Below are 14,977 nucleotides of genomic sequence, written 5' to 3' on the forward strand. Positions count from 1 at the left end.
TGACAAGGAGATCGTTCGTGGGTGACAAGGAGATCGTTCGTGGGTGACAAGGAGACCAACTGGGGGGATGGGGCACAGCGACGCAGTCGTTACCGGAGATCCTTGTACTCGGTGCCGCACTCGGGGCAGATACGGACCGCGAACACCTCGTCGGGATCGTCCCGCTTTTTAAGAACCATCTCGCAGGCAGCGCAGTTGAGCCGCTCGTAGGTGTCCTTAAACAGGTCGCCATCACGCAGCGCTTTCCTCGTTGATTTCATACGCCGGTGTTGATCGCGAGGTGGTATAAAAACCCCGACAGTGGTCGTACCGTCCGACGAGCTTAATCGGCTCACCGTCCTAGCGCGGTCGATGTCGGAACCGGCGGGAATGGACGCGTTCACGCACCTCGGAGCGACGGTGCGGGCGGCGCTCTCGGAGCGCGGGTTCGAGACGCCGACGGAGCCCCAGCGGAAGGCGATCCCCCCGATCGCCGCCGGTCGGAACGCCCTCGTGCTCGCGCCCACGGGCAGCGGGAAAACGGAGACGGCGATGCTCCCCGTCCTCGACGCCCTCGTGGAGGCTCGTGACGCCCCTGGCGACCCGCCAAACGCCGGAATCTCGGCGCTGTACGTTACGCCGCTGCGCGCGCTCAACCGCGATATGATGGACCGGCTGGAGTGGTGGGGTGATCGGCTGGACGTCGACGTGGCGGTTCGTCACGGTGACACCACGCAGTACGAGCGGAGCAAACAGGCGGACGACCCGCCGGACGTGTTGATCACGACGCCGGAGACGCTTCAGGCGATTCTCACGGGGTCGAAGATGCGGGTGGCGCTCGCGGACGTGTCCCACGTCGTCGTCGACGAGGTCCACGAGCTCGCGTCCGCCAAGCGGGGCGCACAGCTCACCGTCGGACTGGAACGGCTCCGGCGGGTCGCGGGCCCGTTCCAGCGGATCGGGCTCTCCGCGACCGTCGGGTCGCCCGAGGAGGTCGGTCGGTTCCTCGTCGGCTGCGGGCGACGCGATCCCGACCGGGATGGCGACCGGGAGTTCGAGGTGATCGAAGTCGACGCCGGAACGCGTACGGACGTCCGCGTCGTCGACCCGGAGATAACCGACCGAGACTCGCGGCTCGCCGGCGAGCTTGCCGTCGACGAGAGCGTCGCCAGTCACGTTCGAGCGATCCGCGAGCTGGTCGCCGACCACGAGTCGACGCTGATCTTCGTCAACACGCGACAGACCGCCGAGGCGCTGGGGTCGCGATTCAAGACGCTGGCGGACCGCGACCGGGACGCGGCCGGCGAGGCGGTCGGTCACGATCCGGACGGTGAGAACAACGCCGATGACGCGACCGATGACGACGCCGGCGTCGTCGAGATCGAGGTCCATCACGGCTCCCTTTCGACGGACGTCCGCGTCGACGTCGAGGATCGATTCAAATGCGGGGCGATCGACGGACTCGTCTGCACCTCCTCGATGGAGCTCGGCATCGACGTGGGCAGCGTCGACCACGTGGTCCAGTACGGCAGCCCCCGCGAGGTCGCCCGCCTGCTCCAGCGGGTGGGACGAGCTGGCCACCGCCGCGATCTGGTGTCTTCGGGGACCGTCGTTACCCAGGGCGGCGACGACACGCTGGAGTCGATGGCGATCGCCCGGCGGGCCGAGGCGGGGCTCGTCGAGTCCGCGAGCATCCACCACGGGAGCCTCGACACCGTCGCGAATCAGGTCGTCGGCCTCGTGATGGACGACGGAGAGATCCACGCCCGCGAGGTGTACGAGACGGTGACGAGCGCGTACCCGTTCCGGGAGCTCTCCGAGCCGGCGTTCCAGGAGGTGGTTCGCGAGCTCGACGGGAACCATCTGCTGTGGCTCGACGAGGAGTCGGACACCCTGGAGAAATCCGGTGGTACGTGGCAGTACTTTTACGCGAACCTCTCGATGATCCCCGACGAGTCGACGTACGAGGTGTACGACCTCTCCTCGCGGCGCGGGATCGGCACCCTCGACGAGCGGTTCGTCGTCAACTTCGCCGGGCCGGGCGAGACGTTCGTCCAGCGCGGCGAGATGTGGCGGATCACGGAGGTTGACGACGAGGAGGAGCGCGTGACCGTCACGCCGATCGCGGACCCGGCCGGCGAGGTCCCCTCGTGGGTCGGCCAGGAGATCCCCGTCCCGAAACCCGTCGCAGAGGAGGTCGGCCGGATCCGCGGCGAGGCGGCCGCGGCGCTGACCGCCGGCAGCACCCGCGAGGCGGTCGCGTCGGAGCTAACCGACCGCTACCCCGTCGACCGCCGAACGGTCGCCGCGGCGCTGGCGACGGTCGAGTCCCACGTCGAGGCCGGCCATCCGGTGCCCACCGACGAGCGGATCGTGCTGGAAGGGCAGGCCCGAACCGTGGCGGTGAACGCGGCGTTTGGCCACGAGGTCAACGAGACGCTCGCGCGGCTGCTCGCGGCGCTCGTCGGGCAGCGGACCGGCTCCTCCGTGGGAATGGAGGTCGACCCGTACCGGATCAGCTTCGAGGTCCCGTCCGGCGTCGACCTCGGCGTGTTCGTCGAGATTCTCGAGACGACGGACCCGGACCATCTCGCGTCGTATCTGGAGCTCGCCGTGAAAAACTCCGACACGCTGAAGTTCACGCTCGCGCAGGTCGCCGCGAAGTTCGGGACGATCAAACGCTACCGCGAGGGGCGTGGACGGTTCGGCGGGGATCGGCTGCTCGCGGCGTTAGCGGACACCCCCGTCTACGAGGAGGCGCTCCGGGAAGTGTTCCACGCCGATCTCGACGTTCCGGAGACGGCGACCGTGCTCGAACGGGTCCGATCGGAACAGCTCGAGCTGGCGACCGCCCGCGAGCGCACGCCGCTTGGCACCGCCGGGCGCTCGTCGGGAACGGAGTTTCTCGTTCCGGAGAACGCCGATGCGAGCGTGATAGAGACGGTGAAACAGCGGATCCTTGACGATCGCGTGATCCTCCTGTGTCTGCACTGTCGCGACTGGAAACGAACGACGAAGGTGCGTCGCGTCCGCGAGCAGCCGGAGTGTCCCGACTGCGGCTCGACACGGATCGCCTCGCTGAACCCGTGGGACGAGGAGACCGTCGCGGCCGTCCGCGCCGCGGAGAAGGACGACGAGCAGGAGCGACTGACCGAGCGTGCCCATCGCGCGGCCAGCCTCGTGCAGAGCCACGGCAAACAGGCGGTGATCGCGATGGCCGCCCGCGGCGTCGGTCCGCACAACGCCGCCCGGATCATCAACAAGCTCCGAGAGGACGAGACGGAGTTCTACCGCGACGTGCTCGCACAAGAGCGCGAGTACGCCCGCACACAGTCGTTTTGGGAGTGATCTCGGAGATCTGACCGCCTCTCTGTCCGGAACGTGTGTGTACGTGTACCATCCGCACGAAAACGGTTATACATCGCTATCGCCTACGACCGTTCATGAGCGCTGACCGGTCCGCGTTGCGGCGGGCCATCGAGCGTGGCGAGCGCGACGGCGGCGCGATCGAGTTCAAGGAACGGCTCACCCGTGAAATGCACCTCTCGGAGGGCCGGATGGAGTCGCTCGTCGCCCAGCTCCGACACCGGATCCTCTCCGGTGACGGGGAGGCGACGTACGTGCTCGGCGTCACCGACGACGGCGGGCTGGCGGGCGTCGCACCGGACGCCTTCGCCGAGACGATGGACGTCCTCTCGCTGCTCGCCGAGGAGGCGGACGCCCACATCGCGGACGTCGAGACGTGGAGCGCCGGCTCCGCCGGCAACGGCGACCGTGAAGGGCTCGTCGGGCTCGCAACGCTCCGTGAAGGTGGCATGTTCGAGGCGGACGACGATCACCTCGTCGTCGGCACCGCGGGTCACGTCGACCACGGGAAATCGACGCTCGTCGGCACGCTCGTCACCGGCCGTGCCGACGACGGACAGGGCGGCACCCGTGGCTTCCTCGACGTTCAGCCCCACGAGGTCGAGCGGGGGCTCTCGGCGGATCTCTCGTACGCCGTCTACGGCTTCGTCGACGACGACTCCGCCGGCGTCGACCCGATTCGGATGGATAACCCACACCGCAAAAGCGACCGTGCTGGCGTCGTCGAGGCGGCCGATCGCCTCGTGTCGTTCGTCGACACGGTCGGTCACGAGCCGTGGCTCCGTACGACGATCCGCGGGCTGGTCGGTCAGAAGCTCGACTACGGACTCCTCGTCGTCGCCGCCGACGACGGGCCGACGAAGACGACCCGCGAGCATCTCGGCATCCTCCTCGCGACCGAGCTCCCGACGATCGTCGCGGTCACGAAGGCGGACGCGGTGACCGACGAGCGGCTCGCCGCGGTCGAACGCGAGGTGGAGTCGATGCTTCGCGACGCGGGCCAGACGCCACTTCTGGTCGACCGCCACGGCGTCGACGTCGCGGTCGCGGAGGTCGGTGACGGCGTCGTGCCGCTCCTCCGAACCAGTGCGGTCACCAAGGAGGGGATCGACGAGCTCGACCGGCTGTTCGCCTCGCTCCCCAAGCGTGCGACCCCCGAACGCGAGACGTTCCGGATGTACGTCGACCGCAGCTACAAGGTGACCGGCGTCGGCGCGGTCGCCTCCGGGACGGTGAACTCCGGCACCGTCGAGCGGGGAGACGAGCTGCTGCTCGGTCCGATGCCCGACGGCTCGTTCAGCGAGGTGGAGGTGCGGTCGATCGAGATGCACTACCATCGGGTCGACAAGGCGACTGCGGGCCGGATCGTCGGCATCGCGCTCAAAGGCGTCGACGAGGCGGCGATCGAACGCGGCATGGCGCTCGTCCCGCGGGACGCGGAGGTCAACCCGGTCCGGGAGTTCGAGGCCGAGGCGATGGTGCTCAACCATCCCACCCGGATCCGCGACGGGTACGAGCCCGTCGTCCATCTGGAGACGCTCTCGGAGGCGGCGGTGTTCTCGCCGGAGGGCGGTCAGCTCCTCCCCGGCGACACCGGCCGCACGCGCGTTCGGTTCAAGTTCAGACCGTATCTCGTCGAGGAGGGACAGCGGTTCGTCTTCCGGGAAGGGAGCTCGAAAGGCGTCGGTACCGTCGTCGACGTCGATCCGGAAGGGCCCGACACGTCCGAGTCGCGTGTATCCGACTCGTGAGGAACCGGCCCGGAGCCGTTCGGATGGCGGGGACCGGACCGACCGATTCTTCAGCGAGCGGGCCCGAGGGATCGACGATGGACGGACCGCTGTGGACGGACACGCACGCTCCCGAACTCGGAGAGATCCGACAGGACGACGCCCGCGACCGCCTCCGACGGGCCGTCGACGAACCGATGAACCTCGTCGTGCAGGGGCCGCCCGGCGTGGGCAAGACCGCGGCGACCCGGGCGCTCGCCCGGGCGTCGCACGCCGACCCGGACAACGACCTGATCGAGATCAACGTCGCCGACTTCTTCGACCGGAGTAAAAAGGAGATCCGGACGGATCCCCGTTTCGAGGGGTTTCTCGCGGGACGGAGCCGGATGGCGAAACGCGACATGGTCAACCACGTGCTCAAAGAGTCCGCGGCGTACGCGCCGATGTCGGGCACGTACAAGACGATCCTGCTCGACAACGCCGAGGCGATCCGCGAGGACTTCCAGCAGGCGCTCCGGCGCGTGATGGAAAAACACCATCGGACGACGCAGTTCGTGATCACGACCCGACAGCCATCGAAGCTGATCGCGCCGATCCGCTCGCGTTGCTTCCCGGTGCAGGTCCGCTCTCCGACGACCGACGAGACGATCGACGTGCTCGAGACGATCTGTACCCGCGAGGACGTCGCCTACGAGGCGGATGGGCTGGAGTTCGTCGCCAGCGCGGCCGGCGGCGACCTCCGACGGGCGATCCTCTCCGCGCAGACGACGGCCGTCGAATCGGGCGAGATCACCATGTCGACCGCGTACGAGACGCTCGGCGATGTCGGCGACGACGACGCGATCCGGGAAGCGCTCGCCGCGGCGCGCAGCGGCGAGTTGAAGACGGCGCGAAAGACGCTCGACGACCTGCTCGACGAAGGGGGGTACGACGGCGGCGACCTGCTCCGCGAGACGCTTCGCGTCGCACGCTCGGGCTCGGAGTACGGCGGTGACGACCTCGCTCGCCTCCACCGGCTCGCCGGGGAGGCGGACCTCGATCTCACCGAGGGGCTCGACGACAGGCTCCATCTCACTCACCTGCTCGCGGCGTGGGCGGCGGGACGAACCGAGCTGCGACCGGCGTTCCGCGACCCCGTGGAGGCGTAGCCGATGGCGACGCTCCGCTCCCGCCGACCGCCGCTCGCGAGCGTGCTTCCGTTTCCGGTCGTCGACGGCGGCTGGCGGCTGGCGCTGTATCCCGCGCTCGCGGCTGCCGTGACGCTCCCGTTCCTCCCGCCGCTCGGGGTCGCGCTGCTTCTGGTCGCGCTCGGCACGCTCTGGTTTCACCGCGATCCGGAGCGTGATCCACCCGCAACGGGCGTCGTCTCGCCCGCGGACGGCACGGTTTCGGTCGTTCGCGAGGAAGGGTCACGCCTCCGGGTCGGCGTGTTCATGAACGTCACCGACGTCCACGTCAACCGCGCGCCGCTCGCCGGGGCGGTGCGGGACGTCCGACACCGGCCGGGTGCGAACCGCCCCGCCTTCGACAAGGAGTCCGACCGCAACGAGCAGGTGGCGATCGACTTCGGCGAGTACGAGCTGCTCGTCATCGCCGGCTGGTTCGCGCGCCGGATCCACCCGTCCGTCGAGCCGGGCGACCGGGTCGAGCGCGGCGACCGGGTGGGGTACGTCTCGTTCGGTTCGCGTGCCGACATCGTGTTCCCCCCCGATGTCGGGCGCGAGGACCTACTCGTCCGCGAGGGGGACGACGTGCGCGCCGGTGAGACGATCATCGCGGCGCGTCCCGACGATCGGAAGTAGAGTTAACCGCCCTCCGGACGACGGCTCACGTGTATGTCCGACGAAACGATCCACGAGGAGAAACGGTCGAGGAGCCGTCAAGCCATCGCCACGTACTTCCGCCGGATCGCCGACGCGCTCGGACGGGGAGAGCCGGTTCCGGCCGACGAGGCCGGGACGGTCACCGTCGATCCGGCCGCCGACCCCGAGCTTGCCGTCGAGGTCGAGCGCGGCGACGACGGCTCGGTCCGTCTCGGCGTCGAGATGGAGTGGCCCGAAACGGAGGGTGACGTCGACACCGACGCGGCCGCGAGCAAGGCAACGTTCGAGCTGTACGAGGACGCGGCCGAACAGTGGCGGTGGCGGCTCGTCCACGATAACGGGAACATCATCGCCGACGGCGGGGAGGGGTACGCCTCCAAGGAGAACGCCGAGAACGGGCTCGAGAGCGTCAAGCGAAACGCGCCCGGCGCGCACGTCGTCGACGAGTCGAGGGAGGAAGACGCGCCCGAGGCGGGTGGGAGCAACGCCACGTTCGAGCTGTTCGACGACGCCGAGGGGAAGTGGCGCTGGCGACTCGTGCACGATAACGGGAACATCATCGCCGACGGCGGACAGGGGTACGCCTCGAAACAGAAGGCGAAGCAGGGACTGCGAAGCGTGCAGTCGAACGCGCCCGGCGCGGCCGTCGAAGAGACGGAGAAGTAGGAACGCCACAGCGCCGGCTCCGTCGGCCGAGAGTCTGACGGTTTCGAGGATCCGCCGGGTTCGTGCGGTTTAACCCCGGCCACGGCGTCGGTCCTGCAATGACGAACGCACTGGAGGTCGAGAACCTCCGGAAGAGCTACGGGGACGTCGACGCGCTCGAGGGCGTCTCGCTCACGGTGCCGGAGGGTTCCTTCTTCGGGCTGCTCGGACCGAACGGCGCGGGGAAAACGACGTTCATCAACGTTCTCGTCGGACTGGTTCGAGCGTCCGGCGGCTCCGCCCGGGTGTTCGGTCACGACGTCGAGGACGACTATCGGCAGGCTCGCGACCGGATCGGACTCGCGCCACAGGAGTTCAACGTCGACCGGTTCTTCCCGATCCACGAGGTGTTAGAGCACAAGGCGGGGTATCACGGCGTGTCTCACGACGTCGCCGCCGAGCGCGCGGACCGGGCGCTCAAGCGGGTCGGGATCCACGACAAGCGAAACACCCGGTTCGACTGGCTCTCCGGCGGGATGAAACGCCGATTCATGCTCGCACGAGCGCTCGTCACCGACCCGGATCTGCTCATCCTCGACGAGCCGTCAGCCGGGGTCGACGTGCAGCTCAGACGGGATCTGTGGGACCTCGTCACCGAGCTCAACGACCAGGGAACCACCGTCCTGCTGACGACTCACTACATCGAGGAGGCAGAGCGGCTCTGCGACGAGGTGGCGATACTCGACGAGGGGCGAGTGCTCACCGTCGCCTCGCCGGACGAGCTGATGGACCGCGGCGCGGACCACGTCGTCGTTCGGCTGCGCGAGCCGCCCGAATCGACGGCCGGTCTGCCGCCGGGGGTCGCTGCGGACGACCGCATCGAGGAGCTGTCGCTCGCGGACGACCGGCTCACCGTCACGGCGCGACAGGGCGGACTCGTCGCGCCCGATCTCGTCCGCGCGCTCGACGAGGCCGGCTTCGAGATCGTCGACCTGGAGATCCAGCGCACCTCCCTCGAGGAGGTGTTCGTGGAGATGACCCGCCACGAGGAGGACACCGGCGGCTCGGCGGCGGACGGAGACGCACCCTCGATCGTTGCCGACGGCGGATCGGAGGGGGACGCATGAGCGACGATGGACGGGTGAGCGATGACGGACGAACGAACGACGACGGTAGCCGGACTGACGGGGGGCGTACGGTCGACGCCAGGACGGTCGGTCTCACCGGGTTCGTCACGCTGACGAAACGGGAGATCCTCCGGTTCCTCCGTCGACCGACGAACACGTTCGCGCCTCCGTTCATCACGAACGTGCTGTACTTCTCCGTGTTCGGCGTGATCCTCGGCGAGCGGGTCGGGACGATCGCCGACGTGCCGTACATCCTTTTTATACTTCCGGGTCTGATCGTCCTCGGCGCGGTGTCGAACAGCTTCGAGAACGCCTCCTTCTCGATCTTCCACGGCCGATGGAACGAGTACATCCACGAGGTGCTCACCTCGCCGCTGTCGTACACGAACATGGTGTGGGCGTACGTCCTCTCGGCGGCGACCCGCGGGCTTCTCGTCGGCGTGCTGATCGCCGCGCTCGGCTGGGGGATCATCTCCGGACTGTATCAGCCGGTGCCGGTGGAAGAGCCGCTGTATCTGATCGCGTTCCTGGTCGTCATCACGCTTCTGTTCTCGAGTCTCGGCGTGGTCGGCGGGCTCGTCGCGCACGACTTCGACCATCTCACCGTGATGAACCAGTTCATCCTCCGTCCGCTCGTGTTCTTCGGGGCGGTGTTTTACTCGCTTGAGGATCTCACGCCGCTGTTGCGCGACGTCTCACTGTTAAACCCCATGGTGTACATGGTGAACGGTGTCCGGTACGGGTTCCTCGGCGTCGCCGAGGTCGACCCGCAGTTCTCGCTGGCCGTCCTCTCGGGGATGACCGCCGTCGCGATCACGGTCGACGTCGCCATGTTCAAACGCGGCTACGGACTGACCGATTGAACGACCGATCAACGCCGAGTTCATCGAGGAACTGCGCTCGTACGACGGCCGTCTCCGAGCAACCACACCGCTTATTCGCGCCCCCTCTCTACTGGGGACCGACATGGACGCGCTCCACGCCAAGTATCCGTTCTTCGAGGCCGCCCGCGACGCCGTCGCTGAAGCGGCCGTCTCGCTGCCGGAGCTGGTCGCGACGAACGCGCCGGCGGTCGAGCGGGCACGCGAGCGCGTCGAGCGCGCGCTGATGGAGGGAACCGTCGAGTCCGACACTGGCGAGTTCGGCTCGTCGGCGTACGACGTGCGGGCGGAGCTGTTGTCGTACCCGATCGCGCGGATCCTCGTCTCGCTGCTCGACTCCACCTCGGCGATCGAGAAGTACGCGGCCGCCGAGGCGGCCACCGCGGCCGAGCGGTTCCGTGCGGACTTCGAGCGCGACGACGGACTCCGGTCGCTGCCGACGCCGGCGGTCGAGCTCGACGACGTGCTCGCCGAGTTCGATCTCGACGGAGCCATCCGACCGGCGGCTGCTGACGGCAGCTCCCACCCCGGCCTCGCAGTCGCCAGCAGCGGACCCGGAGACCGTGACCCCGACAGGTACTGGATGTCCGTCGGTCCGTACCTGCGGCTCACGTCGCCGTCGTGGGGGCCGTCGTGGCGGCTCGTCAACCGCGAGCTGGCACACGGCGAGGTGAAACTGGCGCGGGCGGAGCTGCTCGACGCGCTGGAGGCGGCCGTCGAGGAACGGGTCCGCAAGGGGTTGCCGTTCGAGCTGAACGCCGACGAGGGGATCGCGGCGGAGCTGGAGTCACAGGTCGCGGACCTCAAGCGACTCCTCTCCGAACGGACGTACGGCGGCCCGGTCGACGTCGTCGCACCGGAGCTGTTCGCCCCCTGCATGCGGAACCTGATCGAGAAGGCCGAACGCGACGTGGAGCTGTCGCCCCCCGAGAGCTTCGCGCTGATGGCGTTTCTGGTCGGGATCGGCATGACTCCTGACGAGATCGTCGCGTTCTGTGCGGACACGAGTCTCGACGCCGAGGGGATCCGGTATCAGACGGAGTATCTCCACGATGATCGCGGAAGCCAGTACCCACCGCCGACCTGCGAGACGCTGTCGAACTACGGCATCTGTCACAACGAGGACGACCACATGCGCGAGGCGGTCGATCCGCTCACCTACTACAGACAGCGGGTCGAGGCGGCCGGCGACGTGACCGACTGGCGGGACCGAACGGACGTTGCGGCGGCGGTCGCAAGCGCGGAGCAGGGAGACTGACGTCCCGCCACCGCAGGACCCGGGTTTTCGGTCCGAACTACAGAGACAACGGGCGAGAGTCCACGATCCCGGTCGTGGGGTAGTTCACTCGGAGTCGTCGTTCGCGCGAATGAGGTACGCCCCGACGAGCGCCATCAACAGGACGAACCCGGTGAGCAGTCCGAGAAGCGCCAGCGCACCCTCCTCCGGAAGTCCGGTCGGCTCGCCGTAGGTTACCCCGATCCCGACCAGTCCGATCACGAAGATGGCGGCCGCCAGCATGGAGACGGCGATCTGCCGACGGAGCTCCGCGTCGATTTCCATGTCTGCGGCTTTCCGTCGCCGCTAAAAAAGGACTTCGAAGCCCCCGCCAGTCCGGCGATGGCTACGCCCCGTGCGGCGCGCGGTCGGATCGTCAATGGGGCGATTCTCGGACGAAACGCCGCTTGGATCACGCCTGAGACGACGAATATCGTTCGATCCGGCCGTGTGTTTAAATTCCTCACGTGCGTCAGTTATGATGTTGGAGGAGCTCCTCCGTACCAGAGTATGACGCACCCAGAACACACACCCGCGTCATCCGAGACCGACACCACGATCCCGTCGCTTTCGCTTGACGCCACGGACGATTCGCCGCCTTCGATGTCGGATGGCGGCGAGCCTCCGGACGGCGAGCCTCCGGGCGGCGAGTCTCCGGACGGCGAGCCTCCGGGCGGCGAGTCTCCGGACGGCGAGGGCGCTGATCGATCGACGCGTGCTCGAGCGGAGCCGATGACGGTTCGTCCGCTGCGCGACCGCCGGTACGTCGTCGAGACCGAGGGCGGAACGTACGTCGTTTCGCTCGACGCCGGCACGTGCACCTGTCCGGACCACGCGATCCGCGGCTCGCGGTGTAAACACCTCCGGCGCGTCGCCATGGAGGTGACCGCCGAGCGGGTCCCCGCACCCGACGAGCGAGTGAGCGTCTGTGCGGTCTGCGGCCTCGAGACGTTCGTCCCCGTCTCGGCGTCGGGACCGGCGCTGTGTGCCCGGCACGGCTTCGATCCCGGGTCCGTCGTCACCGACCGAGAGACGGGCAAGCGGCTCGTCGTCGCGGCCGTCACTGACGAGCGAGCCGACGAGTACCGGACGGACGACGGACGGACCGTCGCCGCCTACGACACGAACGCCGACTACGGGGACCACGAACCCGTCGTGGAAGCGGTGTACGTCGAGTCGCTTCGAGCGCTGCCGGGGGGTCGGGGGACCGCGGACGTGAAACGATACGGGTTCCCGGCGTCGAGGATCGTCCCTGCCGAGCGGGCGCGCCGGTAGTCAGTCGCCCGAGTTCATCCCCGGACGCGTCACCCCGACTTCGCGGGAGCACCCGAAAGCATAACACCGATATTTGCGACTTCGGACGTATGGCCCTCCACGCAGTCGACAACATCGAGGAAGCGTTCATCGTCACCGGTGAGTTCCTGCGACCGGTCGAGCTCCGGCGGTGGCTGAAGCTCGCGCTCGTCGTGTTCTTCGTCGGGAGCGGCGTGAGCTTTCCCTCGGCACAGTTCAACTCGTCGACGCCGTCGGGAGACGTCTCCGGAAGCGACCTCCCGTTCGCCGTCCCGGTCGACGTGGTGACGCTCGTCGTCGTGCTCGTCACGGCCGGGATCCTCCTCGGCGCGCTGTTCGCGTTGATCGGCGCGATCATGGAGTTCGTGTTGATCGAGTCGCTCCGTACTGGGGAGGTGTCGATCCGCCGGTACTGGCGTCGGCGCTGGCGACAGGGGCTCCGTCTGTTCGGGTTCCGGATCGCGATCGGGATCCCCGCGTTCGCGCTGTTCGCCGGCTGGCTGGCGCTGCTCGTCGTTCCGATCGTGGCCGGGATCGACCTCACGATCCCCTTCACAGCGTTTCTTGTCGGGGTTCCCGTGCTGTTCCTCGTCGGCGTGGTGTACGGAGTGGTGTCCGGTTTCACGACCGTGTTCGTCGTGCCGCTGATGATCCAGGCGGACTCGGGCGTGCTCGCGGCGTGGCGGCGGCTCTGGGAGTCGATCAAGGCGGCGTGGAAACAGTACCTGGCGTACGTCGTGATCGCGTTCCTGTTGACGGTCGCGGCCGGGATCATCGCCTCGATCGCGGTCGGGTTCGTCGCGATCGCCGTCCTCATCCCGGTGATCATCGTCGCCGGGGTCACGCATCTGACCGTCTCGTTGTCTTCGACCGTCGGGATCGCCGTCCTCATCGCGCTCGCGCTCCTGTTCGGGCTGGTAATGCTCGTCGTCTGGGCACTCGCGCAAGTCCCGGTCGTGACGTATCTCCGGTACTACGCGCTGCTCGTGCTCGGCGACATCGAGGAGTCGTTCGATCTCGTCTCGGGTCTCAGAACGTGAGGGTATCGGCGCCTCACGCGGCGGCCAAGTTCGGGTCGATCCGACCGGCGAGATACACGAGACTCGCGATCAACAGGACGACGCCGACGGGCAGCAGCCAACTGATCACCGCGAGGAGCGTACCGCCTGCGGTGATGCCGAGCACGAGAAGGACGACCGGTGCACAGCACGCCGTTCCGGCGAGAACGGCGGGAATCGACGCCAGGATTCCGGAGCTCGTGCCGAGGCCGCAGGCTTTCGGCTGGACGACGGCCAGATACGAAAGCCCTAGATTCAGCCCGACGAGCACGCCGAGACCGACCCCGATCGCCGTGTTGATCGGGGAAAACAGGACGCGAACGGTCCAGAGGTCGACGATCGCGATCGGTTCGTAGACGAAGCGTCCGGGACCCGGCTCGACCGCTCGTGAAACGGGGTCTGCGACGGGCACGAGCGCCTGCCCGATCCCCGGCTGGTACGTGAGATTGCCGATCGCGTACAGAAACACCAGCAGATACGACGCTCCCGTGACGGCCGTCACTGCCGCGGCATCCCGTCGACGGGCCGTAACGCGAAGGATCGCCACGGTTCGCGTGATCGAACTCGCGGAGATGAGCCGTCGCGTAGCCATCGTATCGGAGTAGCTCCGTTTCCGGATAGTAGCCCGCCCAGGCGAACCAGAACGCATCGTATCGCAACACGCGCTCCAGTGGCAGCCCGCTCGGTCGATGCGACTCCCCGTCGACGGTGACTCGCCCGTCGTGGTACGTCAGACCAACGTTGTTCGGATCGCGATACACGTACCCGGTGTCGAGCTCCGGGTCGCACACCGCGACGTACGGAACACCGTCAACTGCTCCCTCCAACACGCCTGCGCTGGCGAGCGACTCCTTGTGTACCGCTATCGCTCCGTCCGCCGAGCGGGCACCGAGGACGACCTCCTTCGGGTGGAGAACCGATTCGTCGACGGATGCATACGGGGAAAAGATGAGCGAATCGTCCGCATAAAACCCGGCGGTAGGATCGTACGATCCGTACGGGTCGTCGGCGTAATCGCGAGCGTAGCCAGTTTCATCGGAAAGCACGGTCGTCTCTGGGTGCGTATCGGACCATCGTTCCCAGGTCGTCCACGTAACCGGGAACTCTCGGAGGACTTCCCCTTCGCGTTCGCCACGAACGGCGGTGGCGAGCATCTGCGGCCAGTAGCTTTCCGACGCGCGGTCGTACATGATGAGGTTGCTGTTCAGCAGGCGTCCCGACACGCCAAACTCGGTCGGTCCGCGTTCGAACCCCTGTGCGGTCCCCGTGAGCGGACAGTACGTAACCGCCAGGTTCTCGCCGCCGATCACGTCGTTAACGATCTCGTGCCAGACGAGCACACGCTGTGGATATGCCTTCACCTCGCCGTGTACGTCGACTCCAAAGACTGGCTCGCCGTCGTCAAGCCACGTCTCGGCGTCCGTGGCATCGATGAACTGCGGGTCGTCGACCGACGGGATACCGTCCTGTGCCACGCCGCCGCTAACGATGCCGTCGGCGAGGGAACTCGTCGTGTCCGGGAGCGGAAGCGTTCGATCGGCCATCGGCGGTCCGGTCTGACCGCCGGTGGTCGCCACATCGTCGCCGTCGGACGCGGACGAGTCAGTTTCAGCCTCCGCCGTCGGTTCCTCCGCGGGAGCCGACCCGAGACAGCCGGCTATCCCGACCGTGCCGATCGCCGAAAGATATGCGCGCCTGGTTGCCGGCCTCATACGCCCCATATATGGGTAGAAGAATGTAAACCTGCAGCGGCTGTGCACCAGCGGTACACGCTACCGAGACGCGGCGAAAGCCGACGC

General features: G+C 67.7%; 13 protein-coding genes and 1 pseudogene. 10 read left to right on the top strand and 4 right to left on the bottom strand.

The window, feature by feature from the left end; genetic code table 11:
• Positions 1-89: 89 nt before the first annotated feature.
• Entirely contained in the window at positions 90-260 is a 171-nt protein-coding gene (locus ACYQ0R_RS00385) for an HVO_0758 family zinc finger protein (protein ID WP_459820342.1), read from the bottom strand.
• Positions 261-351: 91 nt separating this feature from the next.
• On the opposite strand from ACYQ0R_RS00385, the gene ACYQ0R_RS00390 reads away from it, so the two are divergent.
• The 8 genes from ACYQ0R_RS00390 to ACYQ0R_RS00425 all read left to right on the top strand — a co-directional run bounded on the left by ACYQ0R_RS00390 (position 352) and on the right by ACYQ0R_RS00425 (position 10,809).
• A complete protein-coding gene (locus tag ACYQ0R_RS00390) occupies positions 352-3,327 on the top strand; it encodes a DEAD/DEAH box helicase (RefSeq protein ID WP_459820343.1) in 2,976 nt (991 codons plus the stop codon).
• A 95-nt stretch (positions 3,328-3,422) separates the two neighbouring features.
• Complete coding sequence (locus ACYQ0R_RS00395; protein WP_459820344.1) at positions 3,423-5,096, top strand: GTPBP1 family GTP-binding protein; 1,674 nt, start codon at positions 3,423-3,425, stop codon at positions 5,094-5,096.
• Between the two features lie 77 nt (positions 5,097-5,173).
• Complete coding sequence (locus ACYQ0R_RS00400; RefSeq protein ID WP_459820345.1) at positions 5,174-6,223, top strand: AAA family ATPase; 1,050 nt, start codon at positions 5,174-5,176, stop codon at positions 6,221-6,223.
• A 3-nt stretch (positions 6,224-6,226) separates the two neighbouring features.
• On the top strand, positions 6,227-6,877 hold the full coding sequence (locus ACYQ0R_RS00405) for a protein sorting system archaetidylserine decarboxylase (protein ID WP_459820346.1): 651 nt from the start codon (positions 6,227-6,229) through the stop codon (positions 6,875-6,877).
• 33 nt (positions 6,878-6,910) lie between these two features.
• Positions 6,911-7,564, top strand: a complete 654-nt coding sequence (locus ACYQ0R_RS00410) for an HVO_2922 family protein (RefSeq protein ID WP_459820348.1) — start codon at positions 6,911-6,913, stop codon at positions 7,562-7,564.
• A 98-nt stretch (positions 7,565-7,662) separates the two neighbouring features.
• Entirely contained in the window at positions 7,663-8,670 is a 1,008-nt protein-coding gene (locus ACYQ0R_RS00415) for an ABC transporter ATP-binding protein (protein ID WP_459820349.1), read from the top strand.
• Positions 8,667-9,533, top strand: a complete 867-nt coding sequence (locus ACYQ0R_RS00420; RefSeq protein WP_459820350.1) for an ABC transporter permease — start codon at positions 8,667-8,669, stop codon at positions 9,531-9,533. Before ACYQ0R_RS00415 ends, ACYQ0R_RS00420 begins: the two co-directional genes overlap by 4 nt.
• A 103-nt stretch (positions 9,534-9,636) precedes the next feature.
• Positions 9,637-10,809, top strand: a complete 1,173-nt coding sequence (locus ACYQ0R_RS00425; protein WP_459820351.1) for a DNA primase — start codon at positions 9,637-9,639, stop codon at positions 10,807-10,809.
• 84 nt (positions 10,810-10,893) lie between these two features.
• On the opposite strand, the gene ACYQ0R_RS00430 is transcribed toward ACYQ0R_RS00425, so the two are convergent.
• A complete protein-coding gene (locus ACYQ0R_RS00430) occupies positions 10,894-11,112 on the bottom strand; it encodes a DUF7472 family protein (protein ID WP_459820352.1) in 219 nt (72 codons plus the stop codon).
• A 225-nt stretch (positions 11,113-11,337) separates the two neighbouring features.
• Here ACYQ0R_RS00430 and ACYQ0R_RS00435 point away from each other — a divergent pair, with 225 nt between their 5' ends.
• Both ACYQ0R_RS00435 and ACYQ0R_RS00440 read left to right on the top strand, forming a co-directional pair.
• Complete coding sequence (locus ACYQ0R_RS00435; RefSeq protein ID WP_459820353.1) at positions 11,338-12,102, top strand: SWIM zinc finger family protein; 765 nt, start codon at positions 11,338-11,340, stop codon at positions 12,100-12,102.
• Between the two features lie 89 nt (positions 12,103-12,191).
• Complete coding sequence (locus ACYQ0R_RS00440; protein WP_459820354.1) at positions 12,192-13,160, top strand: DUF7544 domain-containing protein; 969 nt, start codon at positions 12,192-12,194, stop codon at positions 13,158-13,160.
• 13 nt (positions 13,161-13,173) lie between these two features.
• On the opposite strand, the gene ACYQ0R_RS00445 is transcribed toward ACYQ0R_RS00440, so the two are convergent.
• Both ACYQ0R_RS00445 and ACYQ0R_RS00450 read right to left on the bottom strand, forming a co-directional pair.
• Positions 13,174-13,770: a hypothetical protein gene (locus ACYQ0R_RS00445; RefSeq protein ID WP_459820355.1), complete on the bottom strand. Its 597-nt coding sequence runs from the start codon at positions 13,768-13,770 to the stop codon at positions 13,174-13,176.
• A 28-nt stretch (positions 13,771-13,798) separates the two neighbouring features.
• Positions 13,799-14,899, bottom strand: a pseudogene (locus ACYQ0R_RS00450) (DUF3179 domain-containing protein); the annotation flags it as partial.
• Between the last annotated feature and the right edge of the window lie 78 nt (positions 14,900-14,977).

The sequence above is a fragment of the Halorubrum luteum genome (assembly GCF_054652935.1).

Coding starts and splice junctions, on each gene's coding strand:
- ACYQ0R_RS00395 (WP_459820344.1), top strand. CDS start 3,423: ATGAGCGCTGACCGGTCCGCGTTGCGGCGGGCCATCGAGCGTGGCGAG.
- ACYQ0R_RS00440 (WP_459820354.1), top strand. CDS start 12,192: ATGGCCCTCCACGCAGTCGACAACATCGAGGAAGCGTTCATCGTCACC.
- ACYQ0R_RS00445 (WP_459820355.1), bottom strand. CDS start 13,770: ATGGCTACGCGACGGCTCATCTCCGCGAGTTCGATCACGCGAACCGTG.
- ACYQ0R_RS00390 (WP_459820343.1), top strand. CDS start 352: ATGTCGGAACCGGCGGGAATGGACGCGTTCACGCACCTCGGAGCGACG.
- ACYQ0R_RS00420 (WP_459820350.1), top strand. CDS start 8,667: ATGAGCGACGATGGACGGGTGAGCGATGACGGACGAACGAACGACGAC.
- ACYQ0R_RS00415 (WP_459820349.1), top strand. CDS start 7,663: ATGACGAACGCACTGGAGGTCGAGAACCTCCGGAAGAGCTACGGGGAC.
- ACYQ0R_RS00410 (WP_459820348.1), top strand. CDS start 6,911: ATGTCCGACGAAACGATCCACGAGGAGAAACGGTCGAGGAGCCGTCAA.
- ACYQ0R_RS00405 (WP_459820346.1), top strand. CDS start 6,227: ATGGCGACGCTCCGCTCCCGCCGACCGCCGCTCGCGAGCGTGCTTCCG.
- ACYQ0R_RS00400 (WP_459820345.1), top strand. CDS start 5,174: ATGGACGGACCGCTGTGGACGGACACGCACGCTCCCGAACTCGGAGAG.
- ACYQ0R_RS00430 (WP_459820352.1), bottom strand. CDS start 11,112: ATGGAAATCGACGCGGAGCTCCGTCGGCAGATCGCCGTCTCCATGCTG.
- ACYQ0R_RS00425 (WP_459820351.1), top strand. CDS start 9,637: ATGGACGCGCTCCACGCCAAGTATCCGTTCTTCGAGGCCGCCCGCGAC.
- ACYQ0R_RS00435 (WP_459820353.1), top strand. CDS start 11,338: ATGACGCACCCAGAACACACACCCGCGTCATCCGAGACCGACACCACG.
- ACYQ0R_RS00385 (WP_459820342.1), bottom strand. CDS start 260: ATGAAATCAACGAGGAAAGCGCTGCGTGATGGCGACCTGTTTAAGGAC.